29 protein-coding genes are annotated in these 23,326 nt (G+C 67.8%); 27 read left to right on the forward strand and 2 right to left on the reverse strand.

Going from position 1 to position 23,326, the window contains the following annotated elements; all coding sequences use genetic code 11:
• Positions 1 to 99 precede the first annotated feature (99 nt).
• From ABZ172_RS14780 to tuf, 5 genes are all read left to right on the forward strand, one after another.
• Positions 100 to 3,999 (forward strand): DNA-directed RNA polymerase subunit beta', encoded by a 3,900-nt coding sequence (locus ABZ172_RS14780; protein ID WP_356883908.1) that lies wholly within the window; start codon positions 100 to 102, stop codon positions 3,997 to 3,999.
• Positions 4,000 to 4,497: 498 nt separating this feature from the next.
• Positions 4,498 to 4,869 carry a 30S ribosomal protein S12 gene (rpsL, locus tag ABZ172_RS14785; protein WP_003948652.1) on the forward strand — a complete coding sequence of 124 codons (372 nt, stop codon included), beginning with the start codon at positions 4,498 to 4,500 and terminating at the stop codon, positions 4,867 to 4,869.
• Positions 4,870 to 4,871: 2 nt separating this feature from the next.
• Positions 4,872 to 5,342: a 30S ribosomal protein S7 gene (gene rpsG / locus ABZ172_RS14790; RefSeq protein ID WP_018101248.1), complete on the forward strand. Its 471-nt coding sequence runs from the start codon at positions 4,872 to 4,874 to the stop codon at positions 5,340 to 5,342.
• Between the two features lie 38 nt (positions 5,343 to 5,380).
• Positions 5,381 to 7,510, forward strand: coding sequence for an elongation factor G (gene fusA, locus ABZ172_RS14795; protein WP_356883910.1), 2,130 nt, complete (start codon positions 5,381 to 5,383; stop codon positions 7,508 to 7,510).
• A 158-nt stretch (positions 7,511 to 7,668) separates the two neighbouring features.
• Positions 7,669 to 8,862 carry an elongation factor Tu gene (gene tuf, locus ABZ172_RS14800; RefSeq protein WP_014154597.1) on the forward strand — a complete coding sequence of 398 codons (1,194 nt, stop codon included), beginning with the start codon at positions 7,669 to 7,671 and terminating at the stop codon, positions 8,860 to 8,862.
• Positions 8,863 to 9,007: 145 nt separating this feature from the next.
• Here the strand turns inward: tuf and ABZ172_RS14805 are convergent, their stop codons facing one another.
• The gene (locus tag ABZ172_RS14805; RefSeq protein WP_356883913.1) at positions 9,008 to 10,285 is read right to left on the reverse strand and encodes an amidohydrolase family protein; all 1,278 of its coding nucleotides are present in this window, start codon (positions 10,283 to 10,285) and stop codon (positions 9,008 to 9,010) included.
• 140 nt (positions 10,286 to 10,425) lie between these two features.
• On the opposite strand from ABZ172_RS14805, the gene ABZ172_RS14810 reads away from it, so the two are divergent.
• Entirely contained in the window at positions 10,426 to 10,929 is a 504-nt protein-coding gene (locus ABZ172_RS14810) for a MarR family winged helix-turn-helix transcriptional regulator (RefSeq protein ID WP_356883915.1), read from the forward strand.
• A gap of 254 nt (positions 10,930 to 11,183) precedes the next feature.
• Here ABZ172_RS14810 and ABZ172_RS14815 read toward each other — a convergent pair whose 3' ends face one another.
• Positions 11,184 to 12,233 carry a helix-turn-helix domain-containing protein gene (locus ABZ172_RS14815; protein ID WP_356883917.1) on the reverse strand — a complete coding sequence of 350 codons (1,050 nt, stop codon included), beginning with the start codon at positions 12,231 to 12,233 and terminating at the stop codon, positions 11,184 to 11,186.
• A gap of 1,189 nt (positions 12,234 to 13,422) precedes the next feature.
• Here ABZ172_RS14815 and rpsJ point away from each other — a divergent pair.
• The 21 genes from rpsJ (at position 13,423) to rplO (ending at position 23,104) form a co-directional block, all read left to right on the forward strand.
• Positions 13,423 to 13,731, forward strand: a complete 309-nt coding sequence (gene rpsJ, locus ABZ172_RS14820) for a 30S ribosomal protein S10 (protein ID WP_003948644.1) — start codon at positions 13,423 to 13,425, stop codon at positions 13,729 to 13,731.
• Positions 13,732 to 13,744: 13 nt separating this feature from the next.
• Positions 13,745 to 14,389, forward strand: coding sequence for a 50S ribosomal protein L3 (gene rplC, locus ABZ172_RS14825; protein WP_014047781.1), 645 nt, complete (start codon positions 13,745 to 13,747; stop codon positions 14,387 to 14,389).
• 4 nt (positions 14,390 to 14,393) lie between these two features.
• A complete protein-coding gene (gene rplD / locus ABZ172_RS14830; protein WP_356883920.1) occupies positions 14,394 to 15,044 on the forward strand; it encodes a 50S ribosomal protein L4 in 651 nt (216 codons plus the stop codon).
• Positions 15,044 to 15,367 carry a 50S ribosomal protein L23 gene (gene rplW, locus ABZ172_RS14835; RefSeq protein WP_014154589.1) on the forward strand — a complete coding sequence of 108 codons (324 nt, stop codon included), beginning with the start codon at positions 15,044 to 15,046 and terminating at the stop codon, positions 15,365 to 15,367. The genes rplD and rplW overlap by 1 nt, the downstream gene beginning before the upstream one ends.
• A 50-nt stretch (positions 15,368 to 15,417) precedes the next feature.
• A complete protein-coding gene (gene rplB / locus ABZ172_RS14840; protein ID WP_014154588.1) occupies positions 15,418 to 16,254 on the forward strand; it encodes a 50S ribosomal protein L2 in 837 nt (278 codons plus the stop codon).
• 12 nt (positions 16,255 to 16,266) lie between these two features.
• On the forward strand, positions 16,267 to 16,548 hold the full coding sequence (rpsS, locus tag ABZ172_RS14845; RefSeq protein ID WP_003966956.1) for a 30S ribosomal protein S19: 282 nt from the start codon (positions 16,267 to 16,269) through the stop codon (positions 16,546 to 16,548).
• Positions 16,549 to 16,591: 43 nt separating this feature from the next.
• Positions 16,592 to 16,939, forward strand: a complete 348-nt coding sequence (gene rplV, locus ABZ172_RS14850) for a 50S ribosomal protein L22 (RefSeq protein ID WP_004571827.1) — start codon at positions 16,592 to 16,594, stop codon at positions 16,937 to 16,939.
• On the forward strand, positions 16,939 to 17,775 hold the full coding sequence (gene rpsC / locus ABZ172_RS14855; RefSeq protein WP_069171156.1) for a 30S ribosomal protein S3: 837 nt from the start codon (positions 16,939 to 16,941) through the stop codon (positions 17,773 to 17,775). The genes rplV and rpsC overlap by 1 nt, the downstream gene beginning before the upstream one ends.
• Positions 17,776 to 17,780: 5 nt before the next feature.
• Entirely contained in the window at positions 17,781 to 18,200 is a 420-nt protein-coding gene (rplP, locus tag ABZ172_RS14860; protein ID WP_003966953.1) for a 50S ribosomal protein L16, read from the forward strand.
• Positions 18,200 to 18,424, forward strand: coding sequence for a 50S ribosomal protein L29 (gene rpmC, locus ABZ172_RS14865; RefSeq protein ID WP_014047786.1), 225 nt, complete (start codon positions 18,200 to 18,202; stop codon positions 18,422 to 18,424). Before rplP ends, rpmC begins: the two co-directional genes overlap by 1 nt.
• Positions 18,424 to 18,708, forward strand: a complete 285-nt coding sequence (gene rpsQ / locus ABZ172_RS14870) for a 30S ribosomal protein S17 (protein WP_147959074.1) — start codon at positions 18,424 to 18,426, stop codon at positions 18,706 to 18,708. The genes rpmC and rpsQ overlap by 1 nt, the downstream gene beginning before the upstream one ends.
• A gap of 100 nt (positions 18,709 to 18,808) precedes the next feature.
• The gene (gene rplN / locus ABZ172_RS14875; RefSeq protein WP_003966950.1) at positions 18,809 to 19,177 is read left to right on the forward strand and encodes a 50S ribosomal protein L14; all 369 of its coding nucleotides are present in this window, start codon (positions 18,809 to 18,811) and stop codon (positions 19,175 to 19,177) included.
• 2 nt (positions 19,178 to 19,179) lie between these two features.
• A complete protein-coding gene (gene rplX / locus ABZ172_RS14880; RefSeq protein ID WP_031096378.1) occupies positions 19,180 to 19,503 on the forward strand; it encodes a 50S ribosomal protein L24 in 324 nt (107 codons plus the stop codon).
• On the forward strand, positions 19,503 to 20,060 hold the full coding sequence (gene rplE, locus ABZ172_RS14885) for a 50S ribosomal protein L5 (protein ID WP_014154585.1): 558 nt from the start codon (positions 19,503 to 19,505) through the stop codon (positions 20,058 to 20,060). Before rplX ends, rplE begins: the two co-directional genes overlap by 1 nt.
• A gap of 2 nt (positions 20,061 to 20,062) precedes the next feature.
• Positions 20,063 to 20,248: a type Z 30S ribosomal protein S14 gene (locus ABZ172_RS14890; RefSeq protein WP_003948630.1), complete on the forward strand. Its 186-nt coding sequence runs from the start codon at positions 20,063 to 20,065 to the stop codon at positions 20,246 to 20,248.
• A gap of 221 nt (positions 20,249 to 20,469) precedes the next feature.
• The gene (gene rpsH / locus ABZ172_RS14895; protein ID WP_028439249.1) at positions 20,470 to 20,868 is read left to right on the forward strand and encodes a 30S ribosomal protein S8; all 399 of its coding nucleotides are present in this window, start codon (positions 20,470 to 20,472) and stop codon (positions 20,866 to 20,868) included.
• A gap of 21 nt (positions 20,869 to 20,889) precedes the next feature.
• Complete coding sequence (gene rplF, locus ABZ172_RS14900) at positions 20,890 to 21,429, forward strand: 50S ribosomal protein L6 (RefSeq protein WP_014154583.1); 540 nt, start codon at positions 20,890 to 20,892, stop codon at positions 21,427 to 21,429.
• A gap of 2 nt (positions 21,430 to 21,431) precedes the next feature.
• On the forward strand, positions 21,432 to 21,815 hold the full coding sequence (rplR, locus tag ABZ172_RS14905; protein WP_014047792.1) for a 50S ribosomal protein L18: 384 nt from the start codon (positions 21,432 to 21,434) through the stop codon (positions 21,813 to 21,815).
• Positions 21,816 to 21,862: 47 nt separating this feature from the next.
• Positions 21,863 to 22,465, forward strand: coding sequence for a 30S ribosomal protein S5 (gene rpsE / locus ABZ172_RS14910; RefSeq protein ID WP_014047793.1), 603 nt, complete (start codon positions 21,863 to 21,865; stop codon positions 22,463 to 22,465).
• Positions 22,465 to 22,647 (forward strand): 50S ribosomal protein L30, encoded by a 183-nt coding sequence (rpmD, locus tag ABZ172_RS14915; protein WP_185028025.1) that lies wholly within the window; start codon positions 22,465 to 22,467, stop codon positions 22,645 to 22,647. Before rpsE ends, rpmD begins: the two co-directional genes overlap by 1 nt.
• Before the next feature lies 1 nt (position 22,648).
• Positions 22,649 to 23,104, forward strand: a complete 456-nt coding sequence (gene rplO / locus ABZ172_RS14920) for a 50S ribosomal protein L15 (RefSeq protein ID WP_014047794.1) — start codon at positions 22,649 to 22,651, stop codon at positions 23,102 to 23,104.
• The last annotated feature ends 222 nt before the right edge of the window (positions 23,105 to 23,326 follow it).

Below are 23,326 nucleotides of genomic sequence, written 5' to 3' on the forward strand. Positions count from 1 at the left end.
GCCGGCCCTCCCCGGACCCGTTCAGACCATTGCTGAAGTGCCCCGATTTCTCGCGTGAAGCGAGGGGGCTCGAACCCCCGAAAGAGGGATTGACGACAAGTGCTCGACGTCAACTTCTTCGACGAGCTGCGGATCGGCCTTGCCACCGCGGACGACATCCGGACCTGGTCCCACGGCGAAGTGAAGAAGCCGGAGACCATCAACTACCGCACGCTCAAGCCCGAGAAGGACGGACTCTTCTGCGAGAAGATCTTCGGTCCGACCCGGGACTGGGAGTGCTACTGCGGCAAGTACAAGCGTGTCCGCTTCAAGGGCATCATCTGTGAGCGCTGTGGCGTCGAGGTCACGCGCGCCAAGGTGCGCCGTGAGCGCATGGGCCACATCGAGCTTGCCGCTCCCGTCACCCACATCTGGTACTTCAAGGGCGTCCCGTCGCGCCTCGGCTACCTGCTGGACCTCGCGCCGAAGGACCTCGAGAAGGTCATCTACTTCGCCGCGTACATGATCACGTTCGTCGACGAGGAGCGCCGCACGCGCGACCTCCCGTCGCTGGAGGCGCACGTCTCCGTCGAGCGCCAGCAGATCGAGAACCGCCGCGACTCGGACCTCGAGAACCGCGCCAAGAAGCTCGAGACCGACCTGGCCGAGCTGGAGGCCGAGGGCGCCAAGGCCGACGTGCGCCGCAAGGTGCGCGAAGGTGCCGAGCGCGAGATGAAGCAGCTGCGCGACCGTGCGCAGCGCGAGATCGACCGCCTCGACGAGGTGTGGAGCCGCTTCAAGAACCTCAAGGTCCAGGACCTGGAGGGCGACGAGCTGCTCTACCGCGAGCTGCGTGACCGCTTCGGCACGTACTTCGACGGCTGCATGGGCGCCGCAGCCCTGCAGAAGCGCCTGGAGTCCTTCGACCTCGACGAGGAGGCCGAGCGCCTCCGCGAGATCATCCGCACCGGCAAGGGCCAGAAGAAGACCCGTGCGCTCAAGCGCCTCAAGGTCGTCTCCGCGTTCCTGCAGACCAGCAACAAGCCCAAGGGCATGGTGCTCGACTGCGTGCCGGTCATCCCGCCGGACCTGCGTCCGATGGTGCAGCTGGACGGTGGCCGCTTCGCGACCTCCGACCTGAACGACCTGTACCGCCGTGTGATCAACCGCAACAACCGCCTCAAGCGTCTCCTCGACCTCGGTGCCCCCGAGATCATCGTGAACAACGAGAAGCGGATGCTGCAGGAGGCCGTCGACGCGCTGTTCGACAACGGCCGCCGCGGTCGCCCGGTCACCGGTCCCGGCAACCGTCCCCTGAAGTCCCTCAGCGACATGCTGAAGGGCAAGCAGGGCCGTTTCCGCCAGAACCTCCTCGGCAAGCGCGTGGACTACTCCGCGCGTTCCGTGATCGTCGTCGGTCCGCAGCTCAAGCTGCACCAGTGCGGTCTGCCGAAGGCGATGGCGCTGGAGCTCTTCAAGCCGTTCGTGATGAAGCGCCTGGTGGACCTGAACCACGCGCAGAACATCAAGTCGGCCAAGCGCATGGTCGAGCGCGGCCGCACCGTCGTGTACGACGTCCTCGAAGAGGTCATCGCCGAGCACCCGGTGCTGCTGAACCGTGCGCCCACCCTGCACCGCCTCGGCATCCAGGCCTTCGAGCCGCAGCTGGTCGAGGGCAAGGCCATCCAGATCCACCCGCTCGTCTGCACCGCGTTCAACGCGGACTTCGACGGTGACCAGATGGCCGTGCACCTGCCGCTCTCCGCGGAGGCGCAGGCCGAGGCCCGCATCCTGATGCTGTCCTCGAACAACATCCTGAAGCCGGCCGACGGCCGTCCCGTCACCATGCCGACCCAGGACATGGTGCTGGGCCTCTTCTTCCTCACCACGGACGAAGAGGGCCGCGACGTCAAGGGCACCGACCGCGCGTTCGGCTCCACCGCCGAGGCCACCATGGCCTTCGACGCCCGCGAGCTGTCGCTCCAGGCGAAGGTCGACATCCGCTTCCCGGTGGGCACCATGCCCCCGCGCGGCTGGGTGCCGCCGGTCGCCGAGGAGGGCGAGCCCGAGTACCAGCCGGGTGACACCTTCCGGCTGCGTACGAGCCTGGGCCGCGCGCTCTTCAACGAGCTGCTGCCCGAGGACTACCCGTTCGTCGACTACTCGGTGGGCAAGAAGCAGCTCTCCGAGATCGTCAACGACCTGGCCGAGCGCTACCCCAAGGTCATCGTGGCGGCGACGCTCGACAACCTGAAGGCGGCCGGTTTCCACTGGGCGACCCGCTCCGGTGTGACCGTGGCCATCTCCGACGTCGTCGTGCCCGAGGCCAAGAAGGCCATCGTCAAGGGCTACGAGGAGCAGGACGAGAAGGTCCAGAAGCAGTACGAGCGCGGTCTGATCACCAAGGACGAGCGCACGCAGGAACTCATCGCGATCTGGACCAAGGCGACCAACGAGGTCGCCGAGGCGATGAACGCGAACTTCCCGAAGACGAACCCCATCTTCATGATGGTCGACTCGGGTGCCCGAGGAAACATGATGCAGATGCGTCAGATCGCGGGTATGCGTGGTCTGGTGTCGAACGCGAAGAACGAGACCATCCCGCGTCCGATCAAGGCGTCCTTCCGTGAGGGCCTCACCGTCCTGGAGTACTTCATCTCCACGCACGGTGCCCGTAAGGGTCTGGCGGACACCGCCCTGCGTACCGCCGACTCGGGTTACCTGACCCGTCGTCTGGTGGACGTCTCGCAGGACGTGATCATCCGCGAGGAGGACTGCGGCACCGACCGCGGCCTCAAGCTGAAGATCGCCGTCAAGGGCGCCGACGGCGTCCTGCGCAAGACGGACGACGTCGAGACCTCGGTCTACGCCCGCATGCTCGCCGAGGACGTCGTCGTCGACGGCAAGGTCATCGCGCCTGCCAACGTCGACCTCGGTGACGTCCTGATCGACGCCCTCGTGGGCGCCGGCGTCGAGGAGGTCAAGACCCGCTCGGTCCTGACCTGTGAGTCCGCGGTCGGCACCTGTGCCTTCTGCTACGGACGCTCGCTCGCCACCGGCAAGCTGGTCGACATCGGTGAGGCGGTCGGCATCATCGCCGCCCAGTCCATCGGTGAGCCCGGTACCCAGCTGACGATGCGTACCTTCCACACCGGTGGTGTGGCCGGTGACGACATCACGCAGGGTCTGCCGCGTGTCGTCGAGCTCTTCGAGGCGCGTACCCCCAAGGGTGTCGCCCCGATCTCGGAGGCCAAGGGCCGGGTCCGCATCGAGGAGACCGAGAAGACCAAGAAGCTCGTCGTCACCCCGGACGACGGCAGCGAGGAGACGGCGTTCCCGATCTCCAAGCGTGCCCGTCTCCTGGTCGGCGAGGGCGACGCGGTCGAGGTGGGCCAGAAGCTCACCGTCGGTGCCACGAACCCGCACGACGTGCTGCGGATCCTCGGTCAGCGCGCGGTCCAGGTCCACCTGGTCGGCGAGGTCCAGAAGGTCTACAACTCGCAGGGCGTGTCGATCCACGACAAGCACATCGAGATCATCATCCGGCAGATGCTGCGCCGGGTGACGATCATCGAGTCCGGCGACGCGGAGCTGCTGCCGGGCGAGCTCGTCGAGCGCTCGAAGTTCGAGACCGAGAACCGTCGTGTGGTCACCGAGGGCGGTCACCCCGCCTCCGGCCGTCCGCAGCTGATGGGTATCACCAAGGCCTCGCTCGCCACCGAGTCGTGGCTGTCGGCGGCGTCCTTCCAGGAGACGACCAGGGTCCTCACCGACGCGGCGATCAACGCCAAGTCGGACTCCCTGATCGGCCTCAAGGAGAACGTCATCATCGGTAAGCTCATCCCGGCCGGTACGGGTCTGTCCCGCTACCGCAACATCCGGGTCGAGCCGACCGAGGAGGCCAAGGCCGCGATGTACTCGGCCGTCGGCTACGACGACATCGACTACTCGCCGTTCGGCACCGGCTCCGGCCAAGCCGTTCCGCTGGAGGACTACGACTACGGTCCGTACAACCAGTAAGCGGGTCGCTCGCGACGACCGAAGGGCGCCCACCCCGTCACGTACGGGGTGGGCGCCCTTCGGCGTCGGCCGGCCCCGTCGGCGTGAGGTCGGTCACCCGCGGTGACCGCAGCCGGCCCGGCAGGGCCGGCGCTGCGGGCGGCTGCGGACCCCGGTGGAGACGTTCCCGCTGGTGGGAGGGGCTGCGCCGGGGGACCGGGTCCGGCCGGGGCGGCGCGTCCCGTCCGGTCACGCCGCGGAGCGCGGGCCGGCAGCCGGGGGTGGACCGCATTTGTTTTGACCCAGCTCCGTGAGGTAGGTACGCTCAAGCCTTGTGCCTGGGGTGTGCCTGGGCTCGGGTGCGTGTCCTCAACCGCACCGCGAGTCCGTACGTGGCCACCGCAATCGGTGTCTCTCCTGCTCACCGCAGGGGCGCGCAGTATTCGACACACCCGACCGCGTGGGTCGGCGAGTGTTCCAGGTTAGTTTCACGAACGGCACACAGAAACCGGAGAAGTAGTGCCTACGATCCAGCAGCTGGTCCGGAAGGGCCGGCAGGACAAGGTCGAGAAGAACAAGACGCCCGCGCTCGAGGGTTCGCCCCAGCGTCGTGGCGTCTGCACGCGTGTGTTCACGACCACCCCGAAGAAGCCGAACTCGGCCCTCCGTAAGGTCGCGCGTGTGCGTCTGACCTCCGGCATCGAGGTCACGGCCTACATCCCGGGTGAGGGGCACAACCTGCAGGAGCACTCCATCGTGCTCGTGCGTGGTGGCCGTGTGAAGGACCTGCCGGGTGTTCGTTACAAGATCATCCGCGGTTCGCTCGACACCCAGGGTGTCAAGAACCGCAAGCAGGCCCGCAGCCGCTACGGCGCCAAGAAGGAGAAGTAAGAATGCCTCGTAAGGGCCCCGCCCCGAAGCGCCCGGTCATCATCGACCCGGTCTACAGCTCTCCTCTTGTCACGTCGCTGATCAACAAGATCCTGCTCGACGGCAAGCGTTCCACCGCCGAGCGGATCGTGTACGGCGCCATGGAAGGCCTCCGCGAGAAGACCGGCGCTGACCCGGTCATCACGCTGAAGCGCGCGCTTGAGAACGTCAAGCCCTCGCTCGAGGTCAAGTCCCGCCGTGTCGGTGGCGCCACCTACCAGGTGCCGATCGAGGTCAAGCCCGGTCGCGCCGCCACCCTCGCCCTGCGCTGGGTCGTCGGTTACTCCCGCGCCCGTCGCGAGAAGACCATGACCGAGCGCCTCATGAACGAGCTGCTCGACGCCTCCAACGGTCTTGGCGCAGCCGTCAAGAAGCGCGAGGACACCCACAAGATGGCCGAGTCCAACAAGGCCTTCGCGCACTACCGCTGGTAGTCGCTCACCCCATCGAGACCGAGAGAAGATTGAGCCTTATGGCCACCACTTCGCTTGACCTGGCCAAGGTCCGCAACATCGGGATCATGGCCCACATCGACGCGGGCAAGACGACCACCACTGAGCGGATCCTCTTCTACACCGGCGTCTCGTACAAGATCGGTGAAGTCCACGACGGCGCTGCCACGATGGACTGGATGGAGCAGGAGCAGGAGCGCGGCATCACGATCACGTCCGCCGCGACGACCTGTCACTGGCCGCTCAATGATGTTGACCACACCATCAACATCATCGACACCCCGGGTCACGTCGACTTCACCGTCGAGGTGGAGCGTTCGCTCCGCGTCCTCGACGGTGCCGTCACCGTGTTCGACGGTGTGGCCGGCGTCGAGCCGCAGTCCGAGACCGTCTGGCGTCAGGCGGACCGCTACGGCGTGCCGCGTATCTGCTTCGTCAACAAGCTCGACCGCACCGGCGCCGAGTTCCACCGTTGTGTCGACATGATCGTCGACCGCCTCGGTGCGGTTCCGCTGGTCATGCAGCTCCCCATCGGTGCCGAGTCCGACTTCAAGGGCGTCGTCGACCTCGTGTCGATGAAGGCCTTCGTGTGGTCGGACGAGGCCGCCAAGGGCGAGATGTACGACACCATCGAGATCCCCGACACGCACACGGAGGCCGCCGAGGAATGGCGCGGCAAGCTCCTTGAGGCTGTCGCGGAGAACGACGACCAGATGATGGAGCTGTACCTGGAGGGCACCGAGCCCACCGAGGAGCAGCTGCACGAGGCGATCCGCAGGATCACCCTCGCGTCGAAGGGCTCGGCCGACTCCGTCACCGTGACCCCCGTCTTCTGTGGCACGGCGTTCAAGAACAAGGGCGTCCAGCCCCTGCTCGACGCGGTCGTCCGCTACCTGCCCTCCCCCCTGGACGTCGAGGCCATCGAAGGCCACGACGTCAAGGACCCGGAGCTGGTCATCAAGCGCAAGCCTTCGGACGACGAGCCGTTCTCCGGCCTGGCGTTCAAGATCGCGAGTGACCCGCACCTGGGCAAGCTCACCTTCGTCCGGATCTACTCCGGTCGCCTCGAGGCCGGCACCGCGGTGCTGAACTCGGTCAAGGGCAAGAAGGAGCGCATCGGCAAGATCTACCGCATGCACGCGAACAAGCGTGAGGAGATCGCGTCGGTGGGCGCCGGTGACATCGTCGCCGTCATGGGTCTGAAGCAGACCACCACGGGTGAGACGCTGTCCGACGACAAGAACCCGGTGATCCTGGAGTCCATGGACTTCCCGGCGCCGGTCATTCAGGTCGCCATCGAGCCCAAGTCCAAGGGTGACCAGGAGAAGCTGGGTGTCGCCATCCAGCGCCTCTCGGAGGAGGACCCCTCCTTCCAGGTGCACTCCGACGAGGAGACCGGCCAGACCATCATCGGTGGTATGGGCGAGCTTCACCTCGAGGTGCTCGTCGACCGCATGAAGCGCGAGTTCCGCGTCGAGGCGAACGTCGGCAAGCCCCAGGTCGCTTACCGCGAGACGATCCGCAAGACCGTCGAGCGCATCGACTACACGCACAAGAAGCAGACTGGTGGTACCGGCCAGTTCGCGAAGGTGCAGATCGCCCTCGAGCCCATCGAGGGTGGCGACGCCTCCTACGAGTTCGTCAACAAGGTCACCGGTGGCCGCATCCCCCGTGAGTACATTCCCTCGGTGGACGCGGGTGCCCAGGAAGCCATGCAGTTCGGCATCCTGGCCGGTTACGAGATGGTCGGCGTCCGCGTCACCCTTCTCGACGGTGGTTACCACGAGGTCGACTCCTCGGAGCTCGCCTTCAAGATCGCCGGTTCGCAGGCGTTCAAGGAGGGTGCCCGCAAGGCGTCCCCCGTGCTCCTGGAGCCGATGATGGCCGTCGAGGTCACCACGCCCGAGGACTACATGGGCGATGTCATCGGCGACCTCAACTCCCGCCGTGGCCAGATCCAGGCCATGGAGGAGCGCAGCGGCGCTCGCGTCGTGAAGGGCCTCGTGCCCCTCTCGGAGATGTTCGGCTACGTCGGAGACCTCCGCAGCAAGACCTCGGGTCGCGCAAGCTACTCGATGCAGTTCGACTCCTACGCCGAGGTTCCGCGGAACGTCGCCGAGGAGATCATCGCGAAGGCCAAGGGCGAGTAACTCTTCCGAGCTCACGCTTTAGGCTTGTCACCGGAGCCTGGTCGGGCATTCGTCGCAGCGCGTAAGCAGTGCGGCGAATGCCCCCGGCACCGGCATTCCAGCAAAGATCACCTGGCGCCGATGAAGCAAGGCGTACAGAACCACTCAGGAGGACCCCAGTGGCGAAGGCAAAGTTCGAGCGGACTAAGCCGCACGTCAACATCGGCACCATCGGTCACATCGACCACGGTAAGACGACCCTCACGGCCGCCATTACCAAGGTGCTGCACGACGCGTACCCGGACCTGAACGAGGCCTCGGCCTTCGACCAGATCGACAAGGCTCCTGAGGAGCGCCAGCGCGGTATCACCATCTCGATCGCGCACGTCGAGTACCAGACGGAGTCGCGTCACTACGCGCACGTCGACTGCCCGGGTCACGCCGACTACATCAAGAACATGATCACGGGTGCGGCGCAGATGGACGGCGCCATCCTCGTGGTCGCCGCCACCGACGGCCCGATGCCGCAGACCAAGGAGCACGTGCTCCTGGCCCGCCAGGTCGGCGTTCCGTACATCGTCGTCGCCCTGAACAAGGCCGACATGGTGGACGACGAGGAGATCCTGGAGCTCGTCGAGCTCGAGGTGCGTGAGCTCCTCTCCGAGTACGAGTTCCCGGGCGACGACCTTCCGGTCGTCAAGGTCTCGGCGCTCAAGGCCCTCGAGGGCGACGCCGAGTGGGGCAAGACCGTTCTCGACCTGATGAAGGCCGTGGACGAGAACATCCCGCAGCCCGAGCGTGACGTCGAGAAGCCGTTCCTCATGCCGATCGAGGACGTCTTCACGATCACCGGTCGCGGTACGGTCGTCACCGGCCGCATCGAGCGTGGTGTCCTCAAGGTCAACGAGACCGTTGACATCGTGGGCATCAAGCAGGAGAAGACCACCACCACGGTCACCGGCATCGAGATGTTCCGCAAGCTGCTCGACGAGGGCCAGGCCGGTGAGAACGTCGGTCTGCTCCTCCGTGGCATCAAGCGCGAGGACGTCGAGCGCGGCCAGGTCATCATCAAGCCGGGTTCGGTCACGCCGCACACCGAGTTCCAGGCCCAGGCCTACATCCTGTCGAAGGACGAGGGTGGCCGTCACACCCCGTTCTTCAACAACTACCGCCCCCAGTTCTACTTCCGTACCACGGACGTGACGGGCGTGGTGACCCTTCCCGAGGGCACCGAGATGGTCATGCCGGGTGACAACACCCTCATGGACGTCGCGCTGATCCAGCCGGTCGCCATGGAAGAGGGCCTGAAGTTCGCCATCCGTGAGGGTGGCCGGACCGTGGGCGCCGGCCAGGTCACCAAGATCGTCAAGTAATCACCTGACGGTCTGACCTGGTTGCTCCGCACAGAGCACCGAGAGGGGCCCCGGCCCGCCGCGAGAGCGGTGGACCGGGGCCCCTCGTCGTGTGCCGTCCGCGGGCTCACCTGCCGGTGCGTGCCGGCCGTCGTCCCCTCGCCGGTCAGACCGCGAGCCGGGTGAGTGTGCCGCGGCGCCAGACCGCCCGGAGGCCGAGGGTGTCGCCGATGGTGGTGGTGGGATCGCCGTCCACCAGTAGCAGGTCGGCGCGGAGCCCCTCCGCGACGCGGCCGCGGTCCGTGAGGCCGAACCGGCGTGCCGGGGTGGAGGTGGCGGCGCGCAGGGCCTCCACCGGAGTGAGGCCGGCCCGCACGAGGTACTGCATCTCGTGGTGGACGCTGGCGCCGTGGACCACACCGCCCAGGAAGGGCAGCGGCGCGGGGGCGGCGTCGGTGCCGACGAGGAGGTCGACCCCGGCGTCCCGGAGCGCCGCGACCGACGCCAGGACGTCCTCCACGCTGCCCTGCGGATAGCGGTCGTAGCTGCTGCGCAGCGTCTTGTCCCAGGCGGGATCCAGGCGCGAGCCGACGCGCGGGTCGTCGGCGAGGGCCGAGCCGGTGATCCCCGTCATCGAGGCGTTGAGGACGACACAGGGGGCGACGAACGCGCCGGAGGCGGCGATGAGGCCGATGACCTCCTCGGTGTGCGGCCGGTCCATGAACAGGTGGGCGAAGCCGTCGATGCCGGCTTCGACCGCCATCCGCGTCGCGTCGACGGTCAGGGCGTGGGCGATCGTGAGCATCCCGTGCCGGTGCGCCTCGGCGACCCCGGCGGTCAGCGTCTCCTGGTCGAGCATGGGCAGGCCGGGGTGCCCCTCGACCGAGCCGTCGTCGACCATGAACTTGATGTAGTCCGAGCCCGCGGCGACGAGCCGCGGGACGAAGCCGACCGCCTCGGCCGGGGTGCTGGAGAACGGCATCAGCGGCGCCTGGCCGCGGGCCTGCGGCGCGTCCCGGCCCGGTTCCCCTGAGCCCGGTCCCCCGGCCTCCGGCTCTCCGTGGCCGCCCGGCTCGAAGCCCTCCGGGAGCAGCTCGCTGGGGTGCCCGCCGGGAGGGGTGACGGCGAACCCCGAGGAGCGGACGTCGGCGACGGAGTCGTCGTCCCGCACGTGCTCGCGGTGGTCCCTGGTGTACATGCCCTGCATCTCCAGCTCCGTGGTCACGCCGAAGCGCAGCGCCAGCGCGAGCCCGTCCCCCGAGGTGTGGACGTGGGAGTCGATCAGACCGGGCAGGAGCGTCCCGCCCGCGGCGTCGACGATCTCCGCCCCGGCGGGCGGTTCCCCGCCGACCGCGAGGATGCGGGTGCCGTCCACCAGGACGGTGGTCTCCTCGCGGACGCGCTCGCCGTCGAACACCCGGGCGCCGGTGATGGCCGTGACCATGCTGTTCCACCTCTCTTCGCGGGCCCGAGGGCCCGGTGCGGCGAGTGATCCCACCGCGTCGCTCACATCAATGCTACGCGCAACTGTATGCATATTTGCACGTAACTGTTGTTTGCAGGCTTCTGCGGTAGGGTCGCGGCGTGACGTTCCCCGATGCCTCCGCCTCGCAGGAGGAAGCCCTGCTGGACGCCGTCGGCGTGGCCTTCGCGCGACTCCGCCGGCGCACCATGCAGGCCCCCGTCGACCCCCCGGTGGGCCGCAAGGACCTCAAGCGGAACCTGGTCCTCAACCTCGTCGACGAGGCGGCCGAGGCCGGCGGGGAGATCACGGTCGGCGGGCTCGCCGACCACCTCATGGTCGATCCGTCCGTGGCCAGCCGGATGGCGAGCGACTGCATCACCCACGGCTACCTGGTCCGCAGCGCCTCGCAGCAGGACGGCCGGCGCACCGTGCTCCGGCTGACCGAGGACGGCCGCACCCTTCTCGGCCACTTCCGCAGCCAGCAGCGACAGGCCTTCGAGCACATCACCCGTGACTGGCCCGCGGCCGAACGCGTCGAATTCGTGCGCCTGCTCCTGAAGTACGGCGACGCCACGGCCCGGCTGCCGGCGCCCGGCGGCGAGGACGGCTCCTCCGCGCCCTGAGCTCCGCCCCTCCGGCGTATCCCGGTGCGGAGTGTCCGGGGCGGGGCGTCACACGGCCGTCCCGTCTCCCGGGCGACCGGCCGGACCCCGACCGGGGCGGGCCCGGGGTCGCCCCCCCCTTCAGGGCGGCGACCGCAGCGCATGGCAGCCCGACGGATCGTGCGGGGCGGTCACGCGGACGTGAGGCGGGTCCGGACGCGCTCCCGCCACCGGTGCGGACCGCTTCCGGGGACGGCACGGGCGCGCCGTGCGGTTCAGGCGGCCTCGCGGGCGCCCGTGCCGCAGTCGCGGCAGTGGCCGGGGTGGCGCGAACGGAAGGCGCGGTCGCAGCGGTCGCAGTTCTGAAGGGGGATGACGAGCCGGCCGGAGCGCGGGGGCACCAGGTCCTCGCTGCCCGGCAGCGGTGGCGGCAGCAGGGCCGTGATCCGGTGACGCAGGAGCTTGGCGGGGTGCTTCAGGGGGACCGGGAGGTCGGACGTCAGCGCACGGCGGACGGTGTCCGGGTGTGCGTCGCGCTCCAGCCAGCTGACGACCCCCGGAGCGAGTGTCTCGATGTCCCGCTCGGACAGGGTGAGTTGGGGCGACAGGCGGCGCAGGTCGGCCAGGAGCGCGGCGGCCGACCGGTGCAGTGCGGGATCGCTGGCCCGAGGCCGTGGCAGCGGCGGGGGCGGTACCGTCCGCGCGGTGGGAGCGGGCAGGAGGACGGCCGGCGGGGCGGGGACGGGCGGCAGCTCCGGCACGGGCGGGTGCACCACCGGCGTCGGGCCCGGTACGGCGGGCGGCTGCTCCGGCACGGGCGGGTGCACCACCGGCGTCGGGCCCGGTACGGCGGGCGGGGGTGCGGCCGGTGCGACGGGGGTGTCCCGCTCCCCGGTTCTCGGCCGGGGGATCGTGGCTGCGGGCACTTCGGCGCCGGGCCGGTCGTACGAGACGGTCCGCGTGACGATGCGGCCGTCGGGCAGGCGTACGCGGCTGCGGCACAGGTAACCGGTCGCCTCCAGCTCCCGCAGGGCCACCGCGATCCGTGCCTCGCTCTCGGGGAAGCGCGCGGCGAGGTGCTTGATGCTGATCCGGGCCCCGTCGGGCAGCGACTGGATGTGCACGGCGAGCCCGATCGCCAGCAGCGACAGCGCGCGGTGCCGGGTGAGGTGGTTGCCGACGACGGTGAAGGCGGTGGTGTGCCGGACGCGGGCGTGGAGGACGCCGGACGACGGCGCAGGTCCCCCGGACGCGGAGGACGGTGTGCGTCCCCCGGACTCGGAGGACGGGGCGCACGGGGGCGCGCTAACCTGCTGGGTACCCATCGGGAAGCCCTACTTCCTCGGTGGTCAGGCCCTCGGTCGGGATTGGCGTCTCGTCGGGGGCCGTCTCATGTCTGTGGTTGTCGCGGCCGAGCATATGCCTGCCAACCCGCCCCAAATCCAGCCCAGTCGCCCTATGTCACCCGAGCGAGTGACCAGGACGGGTCGGGTCCGGTTGGGGAGGGTTCTTACCCGAGTCCTCACAAGCCTTTGATGCCGTGGGCCACCGGGTCGCGGTCCGCCGCGACCCGGTGCGGGCGCTCCACCGCGGGGGTCCGGACCGGCCGTTCCCGCGCGGAGCGGGGCGTCGGCGACCTCGGCCGACAGGGCGGACGGCCGTGTGGCCGGACGGATCACGGACACGGCCGCCGGGCCCTCCGGACGCGGCCGCCGGGTCCTCCCCGCTCCGGACCGGAGCCGTGCCGCTCGGGCCGGTGCGGGCGGAGCTGTCGCGCGGGAGGCCGAGCCGGATCGGCACACCCCCGGGCCGGTACGGACGGCGCTGCCGATGCCTCCGCCCCCGTACCGGGGAGTCCGGGGCGAGCGGGAAGTGCTCCGGCCGCCGGCGCTGCACGGCGGGCCGGAGGGCGGCGCCCCGTGGACCGCGGGCGGCCGCCGGTTCGGCCGGGTGCCGCCGGCGCGCAGCGCCTCGGTGCCGTGCACCGCGCCGATGCGGACGCCCACCCCGTCCGCCGCGTCGGTACCGGGCTGTTCCAGGGGGAGTTGCGCCCGTCCGCGGAGGCGCCGGACGCCCGCGCGAGCCCGGTCCGGGGGTGACGCGGAGCCGCACACGCGGGCGCCTGCGTTTGACCGGTCCCTCCCAGGGGGTAAGATCCCCGACCCGATTGGCCAGGCCACGGAGCCGTGTGGCACACTGGTCAGGTTGCTCGGTTGAGTGTCAATGCTGCGCGCCTCCCGCCGGGAGGACCGGAAGCGAGTCCCACAGTACTCGTCGACCCCCAGGGTCGGACGTACGGGAATCTTCCGGGAAGTGCCAGTGGGGCGCTGACCAGGCACCCGGTGGGGTTTCGCCCCCGGCAGCGCGGTTTCGGCCCGCACCCCCTTGGTTGGGAAATCCTTCGGGAGATCTACGTAGAGGGGATGCGACACGCCCGACCGCGTGGGTCGGAGGCGAAGTTACGAGAACTCCCGGGCGCCAGAGCGTTATTGAGAGACAGGACTACTAGTAGCCATGGCGGGACAGAAGATCCGCATCCGGCTCAAGGCCTACGACCACGAGGTCATCGACTCCTCGGCGAAGAAGATCGTCGAGACGGTGACCCGCACTGGTGCGTCGGTCGCAGGCCCGGTGCCGCTGCCCACTGAGAAGAACGTGTACTGCGTCATCAAGTCGCCGCACAAGTACAAGGACTCGCGCGAGCACTTCGAGATGCGCACGCACAAGCGCCTCATCGACATCCTCGACCCCACGCCGAAGACGGTCGACTCGCTCATGCGTCTCGACCTGCCGGCGGGCGTCGACATCGAGATCAAGCTCTGAGGTGACGCGCGAGATGGCTAAGAACATTAAGGGCGTCCTGGGCGAGAAGCTCGGCATGACCCAGGTCTGGGACGAGAACAACCGGGTCGTCCCGGTGACCGTCGTCAAGGCCGGGCCCTGTGTCGTCACCCAGGTCCGCACCAACGACAGCGACGGCTACGAGTCGGTCCAGATCGCCTTCGGCGAGATCGACCCGCGCAAGGTGAACAAGCCCCTCAAGGGCCACTTCGCCAAGGCCGACGTGACCCCGCGCCGCCACCTGGTGGAGCTCCGCACCCCTGACGCCAGCGAGTACACGCTGGGCCAGGAGGTCACTGCCGAGGTGTTCGAGTCCGGCGTCAAGGTCGACGTCACGGGCAAGAGCAAGGGCAAGGGCTTCGCCGGTGTCATGAAGCGTCACAACTTCAAGGGCCTCGGCGCCGGCCACGGCGTCCAGCGCAAGCACCGTTCCCCCGGTTCGATCGGTGGCTGCGCCACCCCTGGGCGTGTCTTCAAGGGCATGCGCATGGCCGGTCGCATGGGTAACGAGCGCGTCACCACCCAGAACCTGACCATCCACGCGGTTGACGCGGAGAAGGGTCTGCTCCTCATCAAGGGCGCAGTCCCCGGTCCGAACGGCGGCCTCGTCCTGGTCCGTACCGCGGCCAAGGGGGCTTGAGGTAATGAGCACCATTGACATCCTTTCGCCGGCAGGCGACAAGGCCGGTACCGTCGAGCTCCCCGCGGAGATCTTCGACGCGAAGACCAGCGTTCCGCTGATCCACCAGGTCGTCGTCGCACAGCTGGCAGCTGCCCGTCAGGGCACGCACAAGACCAAGACCCGTGGCGAGGTCCGCGGTGGTGGGCGCAAGCCTTACCGCCAGAAGGGCACCGGCCGCGCGCGCCAGGGTTCGACCCGTGCGCCGCAGTTCGCCGGCGGTGGCGTCGTCCACGGCCCGCAGCCGCGTGACTACTCGCAGCGCACCCCGAAGAAGATGAAGGCCGCCGCCCTCCGCGGTGCCCTCTCGGACCGGGCGCGTCACTCCCGCATCCACGTCGTCACCGGCGTGGTCGAGGGTGAGATCTCCACCAAGGCCGCCAAGACGCTGTTCGGCAAGATCTCGGAGCGCAGCAACCTGCTCCTGGTCGTCGAGCGCGCCGACGAGGCCGCGTGGCTGTCCGCTCGCAACCTGCCCCAGGTGCACATCCTGGAGCCGGGCCAGCTGAACACGTACGACGTGATCGTCTCTGACGACGTGGTCTTCACCCAGGCCGCTTTCGAGTCCTTCGTGTCTGGCCCCCAGACCGCTGAGACCGAAGGGAGCGCCGCCTGATGAGTGAGGCGACCGTTACCAGCAAGACCTACTCGGACCCGCGCGACGTTCTCGTCAAGCCGGTTGTCTCCGAGAAGAGCTACGCACTGCTCGACGAGAACAAGTACACGTTCATCGTCGCGCCCGGCTCCAACAAGACCCAGATCAAGCAGGCCGTGGAAGCGGTCTTCTCGGTCAAGGTCACCGGGGTCAACACGATCAACCGGCAGGGTAAGCGCAAGCGGACCAAGACCGGCTTCGGCAAGCGCGCCGACACGAAGCGCGCCATCGTGACCCTCGCCGAGGGCGACCGTATCGACATCTTCGGCGGCCCGACCTCCTGACGGAGGTCGAGACGTCCAGGATCCGGAATTCTTCCGAGGACTGAGAGATAATGGGTATCCGCAAGTACAAGCCGACGACCCCGGGCCGTCGTGGCTCCAGCGTCGCCGACTTTGTCGAGATCACGCGGTCCACGCCGGAGAAGTCGCTGGTCCGCCCGCTGCACAACAAGGGCGGCCGTAACAACGCCGGTCGTGTGACCGTTCGCCACCAGGGTGGTGGCCACAAGCGCGCCTACCGCGTGATCGACTTCCGTCGTCACGACAAGGACGGCGTGCCGGCCAAGGTCGCGCACATCGAGTACGACCCCAACCGCACCGCGCGCATCGCGCTGCTGCACTACGCGGACGGCGAGAAGCGTTACATCGTCGCCCCCCGTGGCCTGTCGCAGGGTGACCGCGTCGAGAACGGTCCGGGCGCCGACATCAAGCCGGGCAACAACCTGGCGCTGCGCAACATCCCGGTCGGTACGACCATCCACGCCATCGAGCTGCGGCCCGGCGGCGGCGCGAAGTTCGCCCGTTCCGCGGGTGCCTCCGTGCAGCTGCTGGCGAAGGAGGGCACCATGGCCCACCTTCGTATGCCGTCCGGTGAGATCCGGCTGGTCGACGCCCGCTGCCGCGCCACCATCGGCGAGGTCGGCAACGCCGAGCAGTCGAACATCAACTGGGGCAAGGCCGGCCGCATGCGCTGGAAGGGCGTCCGCCCGACCGTCCGCGGTGTCGCGATGAACCCGGTTGACCACCCGCACGGTGGTGGTGAAGGCAAGACCTCCGGTGGACGTCACCCGGTCTCGCCGTGGGGTCAGAAGGAGGGTCGTACTCGTTCGCCGAAGAAGGCATCGAACAAGTACATCGTCCGCCGCCGCAAGACGAACAAGAAGCGCTAGGAGCGGGTTTAGATGCCGCGCAGTCTCAAGAAGGGGCCCTTCGTCGACGGCCACCTCATCAAGAAGGTGGACGTACAGAACGAGGCAGGCACCAAGAACGTCATCAAGACCTGGTCCCGTCGCTCGATGATCGTCCCGGCCATGCTGGGTCACACCATCGCGGTGCACAACGGCAAGATCCACGTCCCGGTGTTCGTCACCGAGTCGATGGTCGGCCACAAGCTCGGCGAGTTCTCGCCGACTCGCACCTTCCGCGGCCACGTCAAGGACGACCGGAAGTCGAAGCGCCGCTAACCGCGGGGTGGAAACGACTATGACTTACACCGAAGGGACAACCATGGAAGCCAGGGCCCAGGCGCGGTACATCCGCGTCACGCCCATGAAGGCCCGCCGCGTGGTGGACCTCATCCGTGGCATGGATGCCACGGAGGCTCAGGCGGTCCTGCGTTTCGCCCCGCAGGCCGCGAGCGTGCCGGTTGGCAAGGTGCTGGACAGCGCCATCGCCAACGCCGCACACAACTACGACCACACCGACGCCTCTTCGCTGGTCATCAGCGAGGCGTACGTGGACGAGGGCCCGACCCTGAAGCGGTTCCGTCCGCGTGCCCAGGGCCGTGCCTACCGGATCCGTAAGCGGACCAGCCACATCACCGTGGTCGTCAGCAGCAAGGAAGGAACCCGGTAATGGGCCAGAAGGTAAACCCGCACGGGTTCCGGCTCGGCATTACCACGGACTTCAAGTCCCGTTGGTACGCCGACAAGCTGTACAAGGACTACGTCAAGGAAGACGTCGCCATTCGTCGCATGATGACGAAGGGCATGGAGCGGGCCGGCATCTCCAAGGTGGAGATCGAGCGCACCCGCGACCGCGTCCGCGTTGACATCCACACCGCCCGCCCGGGCATCGTCATCGGCCGCCGCGGCGCCGAGGCGGACCGCATCCGCGGCGAGCTGGAGAAGCTGACCGGCAAGCAGGTCCAGCTGAACATCCTCGAGGTCAAGAACCCCGAGGTGGACGCTCAGCTGGTGGCCCAGGCCGTCGCCGAGCAGCTCTCCTCCCGCGTCTCCTTCCGTCGTGCCATGCGCAAGAGCATGCAGAGCACGATGAAGGCCGGCGCCAAGGGCATCAAGATCCAGTGTGGCGGTCGCCTCGGCGGCGCCGAGATGTCCCGCTCGGAGTTCTACCGCGAGGGCCGCGTGCCCCTGCACACGCTCCGTGCGAACGTCGACTACGGCTTCTTCGAGGCCAAGACGACCTTCGGCCGCATCGGCGTGAAGGTCTGGATCTACAAGGGCGACGTCAAGAACATCGCCGAGGTTCGCGCCGAGAACGCCGCGGCCCGCGCCGGCAACCGTCCGGCTCGTGGCGGCGCCGACCGCCCGGCCGGCCGCGGTGGCCGTGGTGGCGAGCGTGGCGGCCGCGGCCGCAAGCCGCAGCAGTCCGCGCCGGCAGCGGAGGCCCCCAAGGCCGACGCTCCCGTCGCCGCTGCTCCGGCTGAGAGCACCGGAACGGAGGCCTGACCGAAATGCTGATCCCCCGTAGGGTCAAGCACCGCAAGCAGCACCACCCGAAGCGCAGCGGTATGTCCAAGGGTGGCACGCAGGTTGCGTTCGGCGAGTACGGCATCCAGGCGCTGACCCCGGCGTATGTGACGAACCGTCAGATCGAGTCCGCTCGTATCGCGATGACCCGTCACATCAAGCGTGGCGGCAAGGTCTGGATCAACATCTACCCGGACCGCCCCCTCACCAAGAAGCCTGCCGAGACCCGCATGGGTTCCGGTAAGGGTTCTCCCGAGTGGTGGATCGCGAACGTCAAGCCCGGTCGGGTGATGTTCGAGCTGTCCTACCCGAACGAGAAGATTGCTCGTGAGGCGCTCACCCGCGCTGCTCACAAGCTTCCGATGAAGTGCCGGATCGTTCGGCGCGAGGCAGGTGAGTCGTGATGTCGGCCGGTACCAAGGCGTCCGAGCTGCGCGAGCTGGGCAACGAGGAGCTCCTCAACAAGCTCCGCGAGGCCAAGGAAGAGCTGTTCAACCTCCGCTTCCAGGCGGCGACGGGCCAGCTCGAGAACCACGGTCGGCTCAAGTCCGTCCGTAAGGACATCGCCCGGATCTACACCCTGATGCGCGAGCGCGAGCTGGGCATCGAGACGGTGGAGAGCGTCTGATGAGCGAGAAGACTGTGACTGAGACCAAGACCGACCGCGGCTTCCGCAAGACCCGTGAGGGTCTGGTCGTCAGCGACAAGATGGACAAGACTGTCGTCGTCGCTGTCGAGGACCGCGTCAAGCACGCGCTGTACGGCAAGGTCATCCGCCGTACGAACAAGCTCAAGGCTCACGACGAGCAGAACGCTGCCGGCGTCGGCGACCGCGTCCTCATCATGGAGACGCGTCCGCTGTCCGCCTCGAAGCGCTGGCGCATCGTCGAGATCCTCGAGAAGGCCAAGTAATCCCTGAGGGGGTCTCCCCTCAGGCCAGTTCCGCCAGGCTCGGCAGGGGCTCCCGCGACGGAGCCCCTGCCGGGAACCGGCAGACGATCAGGAGATAGACGTGATCCAGCAGGAGTCGCGACTGCGTGTCGCCGACAACACGGGTGCGAAGGAAATTCTCACCATCCGTGTTCTCGGTGGCTCGGGTCGCCGCTACGCGGGCATCGGTGACGTCATCGTCGCCACCGTCAAGGACGCGATCCCCGGTGGCAACGTGAAGAAGGGTGACGTCGTCAAGGCGGTCATCGTTCGCACCGTGAAGGAGCGTCGTCGCCAGGATGGCTCGTACATCCGCTTCGACGAGAACGCCGCTGTCATTCTCAAGAACGACGGCGACCCCCGCGGCACCCGTATCTTCGGCCCCGTGGGCCGAGAGCTGCGCGAGAAGAAGTTCATGAAGATCATCTCGCTCGCGCCGGAGGTGCTGTAAGCATGAAGATCAAGAAGGGCGACCTGGTCCAGGTCATCACCGGTAAGGACAAGGGCAAGCAGGGCAAGGTCATCGTCGCCTTCCCCGCCCAGGACCGTGTCCTCGTCGAGGGTGTCAACCGGGTCAAGAAGCACACCAAGGCCGGTCAGACGGCTCGCGGTTCGCAGACGGGTGGCATTGTCACCACCGAGGCCCCGATCCACGTCAGCAACGTGTCGCTGGTCGTGGAGAAGGACGGCAACAAGGTCGTCACCCGCGTCGGCTACCGCTTTGACGACGAGGGCAAGAAGATCCGCGTTGCCAAGCGGACCGGTGAGGACATCTGATGACGACCACCACTGCGCCGCGTCTCAAGACGCGCTACCGCGAGGAAATCGCCGGCAAGCTGCGTGAGGAGTTCTCGTACGAGAACGTCATGCAGATCCCCGGTCTGGTCAAGATCGTGGTCAACATGGGTGTGGGCGACGCCGCCCGCGACTCCAAGCTGATCGACGGTGCCGTCAAGGACCTCACCACGATCACCGGCCAGAAGCCCGCCGTCACGAAGGCCCGCAAGTCGATCGCGCAGTTCAAGCTGCGCGAGGGGCAGCCGATCGGCTGCCACGTCACCCTCCGCGGTGACCGCATGTGGGAGTTCCTGGACCGTACGCTGTCGCTCGCGCTTCCGCGTATCCGTGACTTCCGCGGTCTGTCGCCGAAGCAGTTCGACGGCCGTGGCAACTACACCTTCGGTCTCACGGAGCAGGTCATGTTCCACGAGATCGACCAGGACAAGATCGACCGGGTCCGGGGCATGGACATCACCGTGGTCACCACGGCTGCCAACGACGACGAGGGTCGTGCCCTGCTTCGTCACCTCGGCTTCCCGTTCAAGGAGAACTGACCGTGGCGAAGAAGGCTCTGATCGCTAAGGCCGCCCGTAAGCCGAAGTTCGGCGTGCGCGGGTACACCCGCTGCCAGCGCTGCGGCCGGCCCCACTCCGTTTACCGCAAGTTCGGCCTGTGCCGCGTGTGCCTTCGTGAGATGGCTCACCGTGGCGAGCTGCCGGGCGTGACCAAGAGCTCCTGGTAATCCTGCTTCGCCCTCGGGCGTCGTAGGACCGGAAAGCTCTCGGTAAGTATCCGGTCGGCAGGAGCCCGGCTCTTCATGCCGTAGGCTTGAAGGGTTGGGCGCCTGCCGCCCTGACCGACTTACTACGCCGTAGGTCCCCGCACCGCACCCGTCCCGCCACTGAGTGGGGAGAGGGATGGCGCATACAGGAAACCCCGGCGAGAGAGGCCGAAGGCCAACTCATGACCATGACTGATCCCATCGCAGACATGCTCACGCGTCTGCGCAACGCGAACTCGGCGTATCACGACGATGTCGCGATGCCGCACAGCAAGATCAAGTCGCACATCGCGGAGATCCTCCAGCAGGAGGGCTTCATCACCGGCTGGAAGGTCGAGGACGCCGAGGTCGGCAAGAACCTCGTCCTCGAGCTGAAGTTCGGGCCCAACCGCGAGCGTTCGATCGCCGGCATCAAGCGCATTTCGAAGCCGGGTCTGCGTGTCTACGCAAAGTCCACCAACCTGCCGAAGGTCCTCGGCGGCCTGGGCGTGGCGATCATCTCCACGTCCCACGGTCTCCTGACCGGCCAGCAGGCCAGCAAGAAGGGCGTAGGTGGGGAAGTCCTCGCCTACGTCTGGTAGTCGGGAACGGAGGAAAAGCTCATGTCGCGAATCGGCAAGCTCCCCATCCAGGTTCCCGCCGGTGTGGACGTCACCATCGATGGCCGCACGGTCGCGGTGAAGGGCCCGAAGGGTTCCCTCTCGCACACCGTCGCAGCGCCGATCGAGGTCACCAAGGGTGAGGACGGCGTGCTCAACGTCGTCCGCCCGAACGACGAGCGTCAGAACAAGGCCCTTCACGGCCTGTCCCGCACGCTGGTGGCGAACATGATCACCGGTGTGACCCAGGGATACAGCAAGGCGCTCGAGATCAGCGGTGTCGGTTACCGCGTCCAGGCGAAGGGCTCCAACCTGGAGTTCGCCCTGGGCTACAGCCACCCGATCCTCATCGAGGCTCCGGAAGGCATCACCTTCAAGGTCGAGTCGCCCACGAAGCTCAGCGTCGAGGGCATCGACAAGCAGAAGGTCGGCGAGGTAGCCGCCAACATCCGCAAGCTGCGGAAGCCCGACCCGTACAAGGCCAAGGGCGTCAAGTACGCGGGCGAGGTCATCCGCCGCAAGGTCGGAAAGGCTGGTAAGTAGCCATGGCATACGGTGTGAAGATCGCCAAGGGCGACGCGTACAAGCGTGCCGCCCTCAAGCGGCGCCACATCCGCGTCCGCAAGCACATCTCCGGTTCGCCGGAGCGTCCCCGCTTGGTCGTGACGCGTTCCAACCGCCACATCGTCGCCCAGGTCATCGACGACATCGCGGGCCACACGCTCGCGTCGGCGTCGACCCTGGACACCTCGATCCGTGGTGGCGAGGGTGACAAGAGCGCCCAGGCCAAGCAGGTCGGCGCGCTCGTCGCCGAGCGTGCCAAGGCTGCAGGCGTCGAGGCCGTCGTGTTTGACCGCGGTGGTAACCAGTACGCCGGGCGGATTGCCGCTCTGGCTGACGCCGCCCGTGAAGCCGGGCTGAAGTTCTAAGCCCCGGTTCCAACGCACAGCGGACGTAACAGAGAGAGGTAAATCCAATGGCTGGACCCCAGCGCCGCGGAAGCGGTGCCGGTGGCGGCGAGCGGCGGGACCGGAAGGGCCGTGACGGTGGCGCTGCCGCCGAGAAGACCGCGTACGTCGAGCGCGTCGTCGCGATCAACCGCGTCGCCAAGGTAGTGAAGGGTGGTCGTCGCTTCAGCTTCACCGCGCTGGTCGTGGTGGGCGATGGTGACGGCACCGTCGGTGTCGGATACGGCAAGGCCAAGGAAGTTCCCGCGGCCATCGCCAAGGGCGTCGAAGAGGCCAAGAAGAGCTTCTTCAAGGTCCCGCGTATCCAGGGCACCATCCCGCACCCGATCCAGGGCGAGAAGGCTGCGGGCGTCGTCCTGCTCAAGCCGGCTTCCCCCGGTACCGGTGTGATCGCCGGTGGCCCGGTGCGCGCCGTCCTCGAGTGCGCCGGCGTCCACGACATCCTGTCGAAGTCGCTCGGTTCCTCGAACCCGATCAACATCGTGCACGCGACCGTGGCGGCCCTCCAGGGCCTGCAGCGTCCCGAGGAGATCGCGGCCCGCCGCGGTCTGCCCCTCGAGGACGTCGCCCCCGCGGCTCTGCTCCGTGCGCGTGCGGGAGCGGGTGCGTAATGGCTCGCCTCAAGATCACGCAGACGAAGTCGTACATCGGCAGCAAGCAGAACCACCGCGACACCCTGCGTTCGCTCGGGCTCAAGCGCCTGAACGACTCGGTTGTCAAGGATGACCGCCCCGAGTTCCGCGGAATGGTGCACACCGTCCGCCACCTCGTGACGGTTGAGGAGGTTGACTGACATGGCGGAGAACAGCCCGCTGAAGGCCCACAACCTCCGGCCTGCCCCGGGCGCCAAGACCGCCAAGACCCGTGTGGGTCGTGGTGAGGCGTCCAAGGGTAAGACCGCAGGCCGTGGTACCAAGGGTACGAAGGCTCGTTACCAGGTTCCGGAGCGCTTCGAGGGTGGCCAGATGCCCCTCCACATGCGTCTCCCGAAGCTCAAGGGCTTCAAGAACCCGTTCCGCACGGAGTACCAGGTCGTGAACCTGGACAAGCTCGCGACGCTCTACCCCGAGGGTGGAGAGGTCACGGTGGCCGACCTGGTCGCCAAGGGCGCCGTGCGCAACAACCACCTCGTCAAGGTCCTCGGACAGGGCGAGATCTCCGTGGCGCTGCAGGTTTCGGTTGACGCCGTCTCCGGCTCCGCCAAGGAGAAGATCGCCGCCGCGGGCGGCACCGTCACCGAACTCGTCTGAGACAACTCGGACAGGACTGTGGCCTGAACACCCGACCGGGGATGCCTCTCATTTGGGGCATCCCCGGTTGGTCGTTCCTAGGGGGCATGTCCGCCGGTAAGGTGGCGTGCACTGTTGGTGTGGTAGGTCCCTGGGCAAACGCCCGGGTTCCTATGGCTGTTACATAATCGTCGATCCTCAAGACCGTCACCTCACGCTTTTGCGCGGGGGTCGCAGGAGGCA

This window comes from Streptomyces sp. NPDC006296 (genome assembly GCF_040613235.1).
GTDB lineage: Bacteria > Actinomycetota > Actinomycetes > Streptomycetales > Streptomycetaceae > Streptomyces.

Excerpts from the sequence above, each read along its gene's own strand:
- rpsG (WP_018101248.1), top strand. The coding sequence starts at position 4,872 with ATGCCTCGTAAGGGCCCCGCCCCGAAGCGCCCGGTCATCATCGACCCG.
- fusA (WP_356883910.1), top strand. The coding sequence starts at position 5,381 with ATGGCCACCACTTCGCTTGACCTGGCCAAGGTCCGCAACATCGGGATC.
- ABZ172_RS14805 (WP_356883913.1), bottom strand. The coding sequence starts at position 10,285 with ATGGTCACGGCCATCACCGGCGCCCGGGTGTTCGACGGCGAGCGCGTC.
- ABZ172_RS14815 (WP_356883917.1), bottom strand. The coding sequence starts at position 12,233 with ATGGGTACCCAGCAGGTTAGCGCGCCCCCGTGCGCCCCGTCCTCCGAG.
- rpsJ (WP_003948644.1), top strand. The coding sequence starts at position 13,423 with ATGGCGGGACAGAAGATCCGCATCCGGCTCAAGGCCTACGACCACGAG.
- rplC (WP_014047781.1), top strand. The coding sequence starts at position 13,745 with ATGGCTAAGAACATTAAGGGCGTCCTGGGCGAGAAGCTCGGCATGACC.
- rplD (WP_356883920.1), top strand. The coding sequence starts at position 14,394 with ATGAGCACCATTGACATCCTTTCGCCGGCAGGCGACAAGGCCGGTACC.
- rplW (WP_014154589.1), top strand. The coding sequence starts at position 15,044 with ATGAGTGAGGCGACCGTTACCAGCAAGACCTACTCGGACCCGCGCGAC.
- rplB (WP_014154588.1), top strand. The coding sequence starts at position 15,418 with ATGGGTATCCGCAAGTACAAGCCGACGACCCCGGGCCGTCGTGGCTCC.
- rpsS (WP_003966956.1), top strand. The coding sequence starts at position 16,267 with ATGCCGCGCAGTCTCAAGAAGGGGCCCTTCGTCGACGGCCACCTCATC.
- rplV (WP_004571827.1), top strand. The coding sequence starts at position 16,592 with ATGGAAGCCAGGGCCCAGGCGCGGTACATCCGCGTCACGCCCATGAAG.
- rpsC (WP_069171156.1), top strand. The coding sequence starts at position 16,939 with ATGGGCCAGAAGGTAAACCCGCACGGGTTCCGGCTCGGCATTACCACG.
- rplP (WP_003966953.1), top strand. The coding sequence starts at position 17,781 with ATGCTGATCCCCCGTAGGGTCAAGCACCGCAAGCAGCACCACCCGAAG.
- rpmC (WP_014047786.1), top strand. The coding sequence starts at position 18,200 with ATGTCGGCCGGTACCAAGGCGTCCGAGCTGCGCGAGCTGGGCAACGAG.
- rpsQ (WP_147959074.1), top strand. The coding sequence starts at position 18,424 with ATGAGCGAGAAGACTGTGACTGAGACCAAGACCGACCGCGGCTTCCGC.
- rplX (WP_031096378.1), top strand. The coding sequence starts at position 19,180 with ATGAAGATCAAGAAGGGCGACCTGGTCCAGGTCATCACCGGTAAGGAC.
- rplE (WP_014154585.1), top strand. The coding sequence starts at position 19,503 with ATGACGACCACCACTGCGCCGCGTCTCAAGACGCGCTACCGCGAGGAA.
- rpsH (WP_028439249.1), top strand. The coding sequence starts at position 20,470 with ATGACCATGACTGATCCCATCGCAGACATGCTCACGCGTCTGCGCAAC.
- rplF (WP_014154583.1), top strand. The coding sequence starts at position 20,890 with ATGTCGCGAATCGGCAAGCTCCCCATCCAGGTTCCCGCCGGTGTGGAC.
- rplR (WP_014047792.1), top strand. The coding sequence starts at position 21,432 with ATGGCATACGGTGTGAAGATCGCCAAGGGCGACGCGTACAAGCGTGCC.
- rpsE (WP_014047793.1), top strand. The coding sequence starts at position 21,863 with ATGGCTGGACCCCAGCGCCGCGGAAGCGGTGCCGGTGGCGGCGAGCGG.
- rpmD (WP_185028025.1), top strand. The coding sequence starts at position 22,465 with ATGGCTCGCCTCAAGATCACGCAGACGAAGTCGTACATCGGCAGCAAG.
- rplO (WP_014047794.1), top strand. The coding sequence starts at position 22,649 with ATGGCGGAGAACAGCCCGCTGAAGGCCCACAACCTCCGGCCTGCCCCG.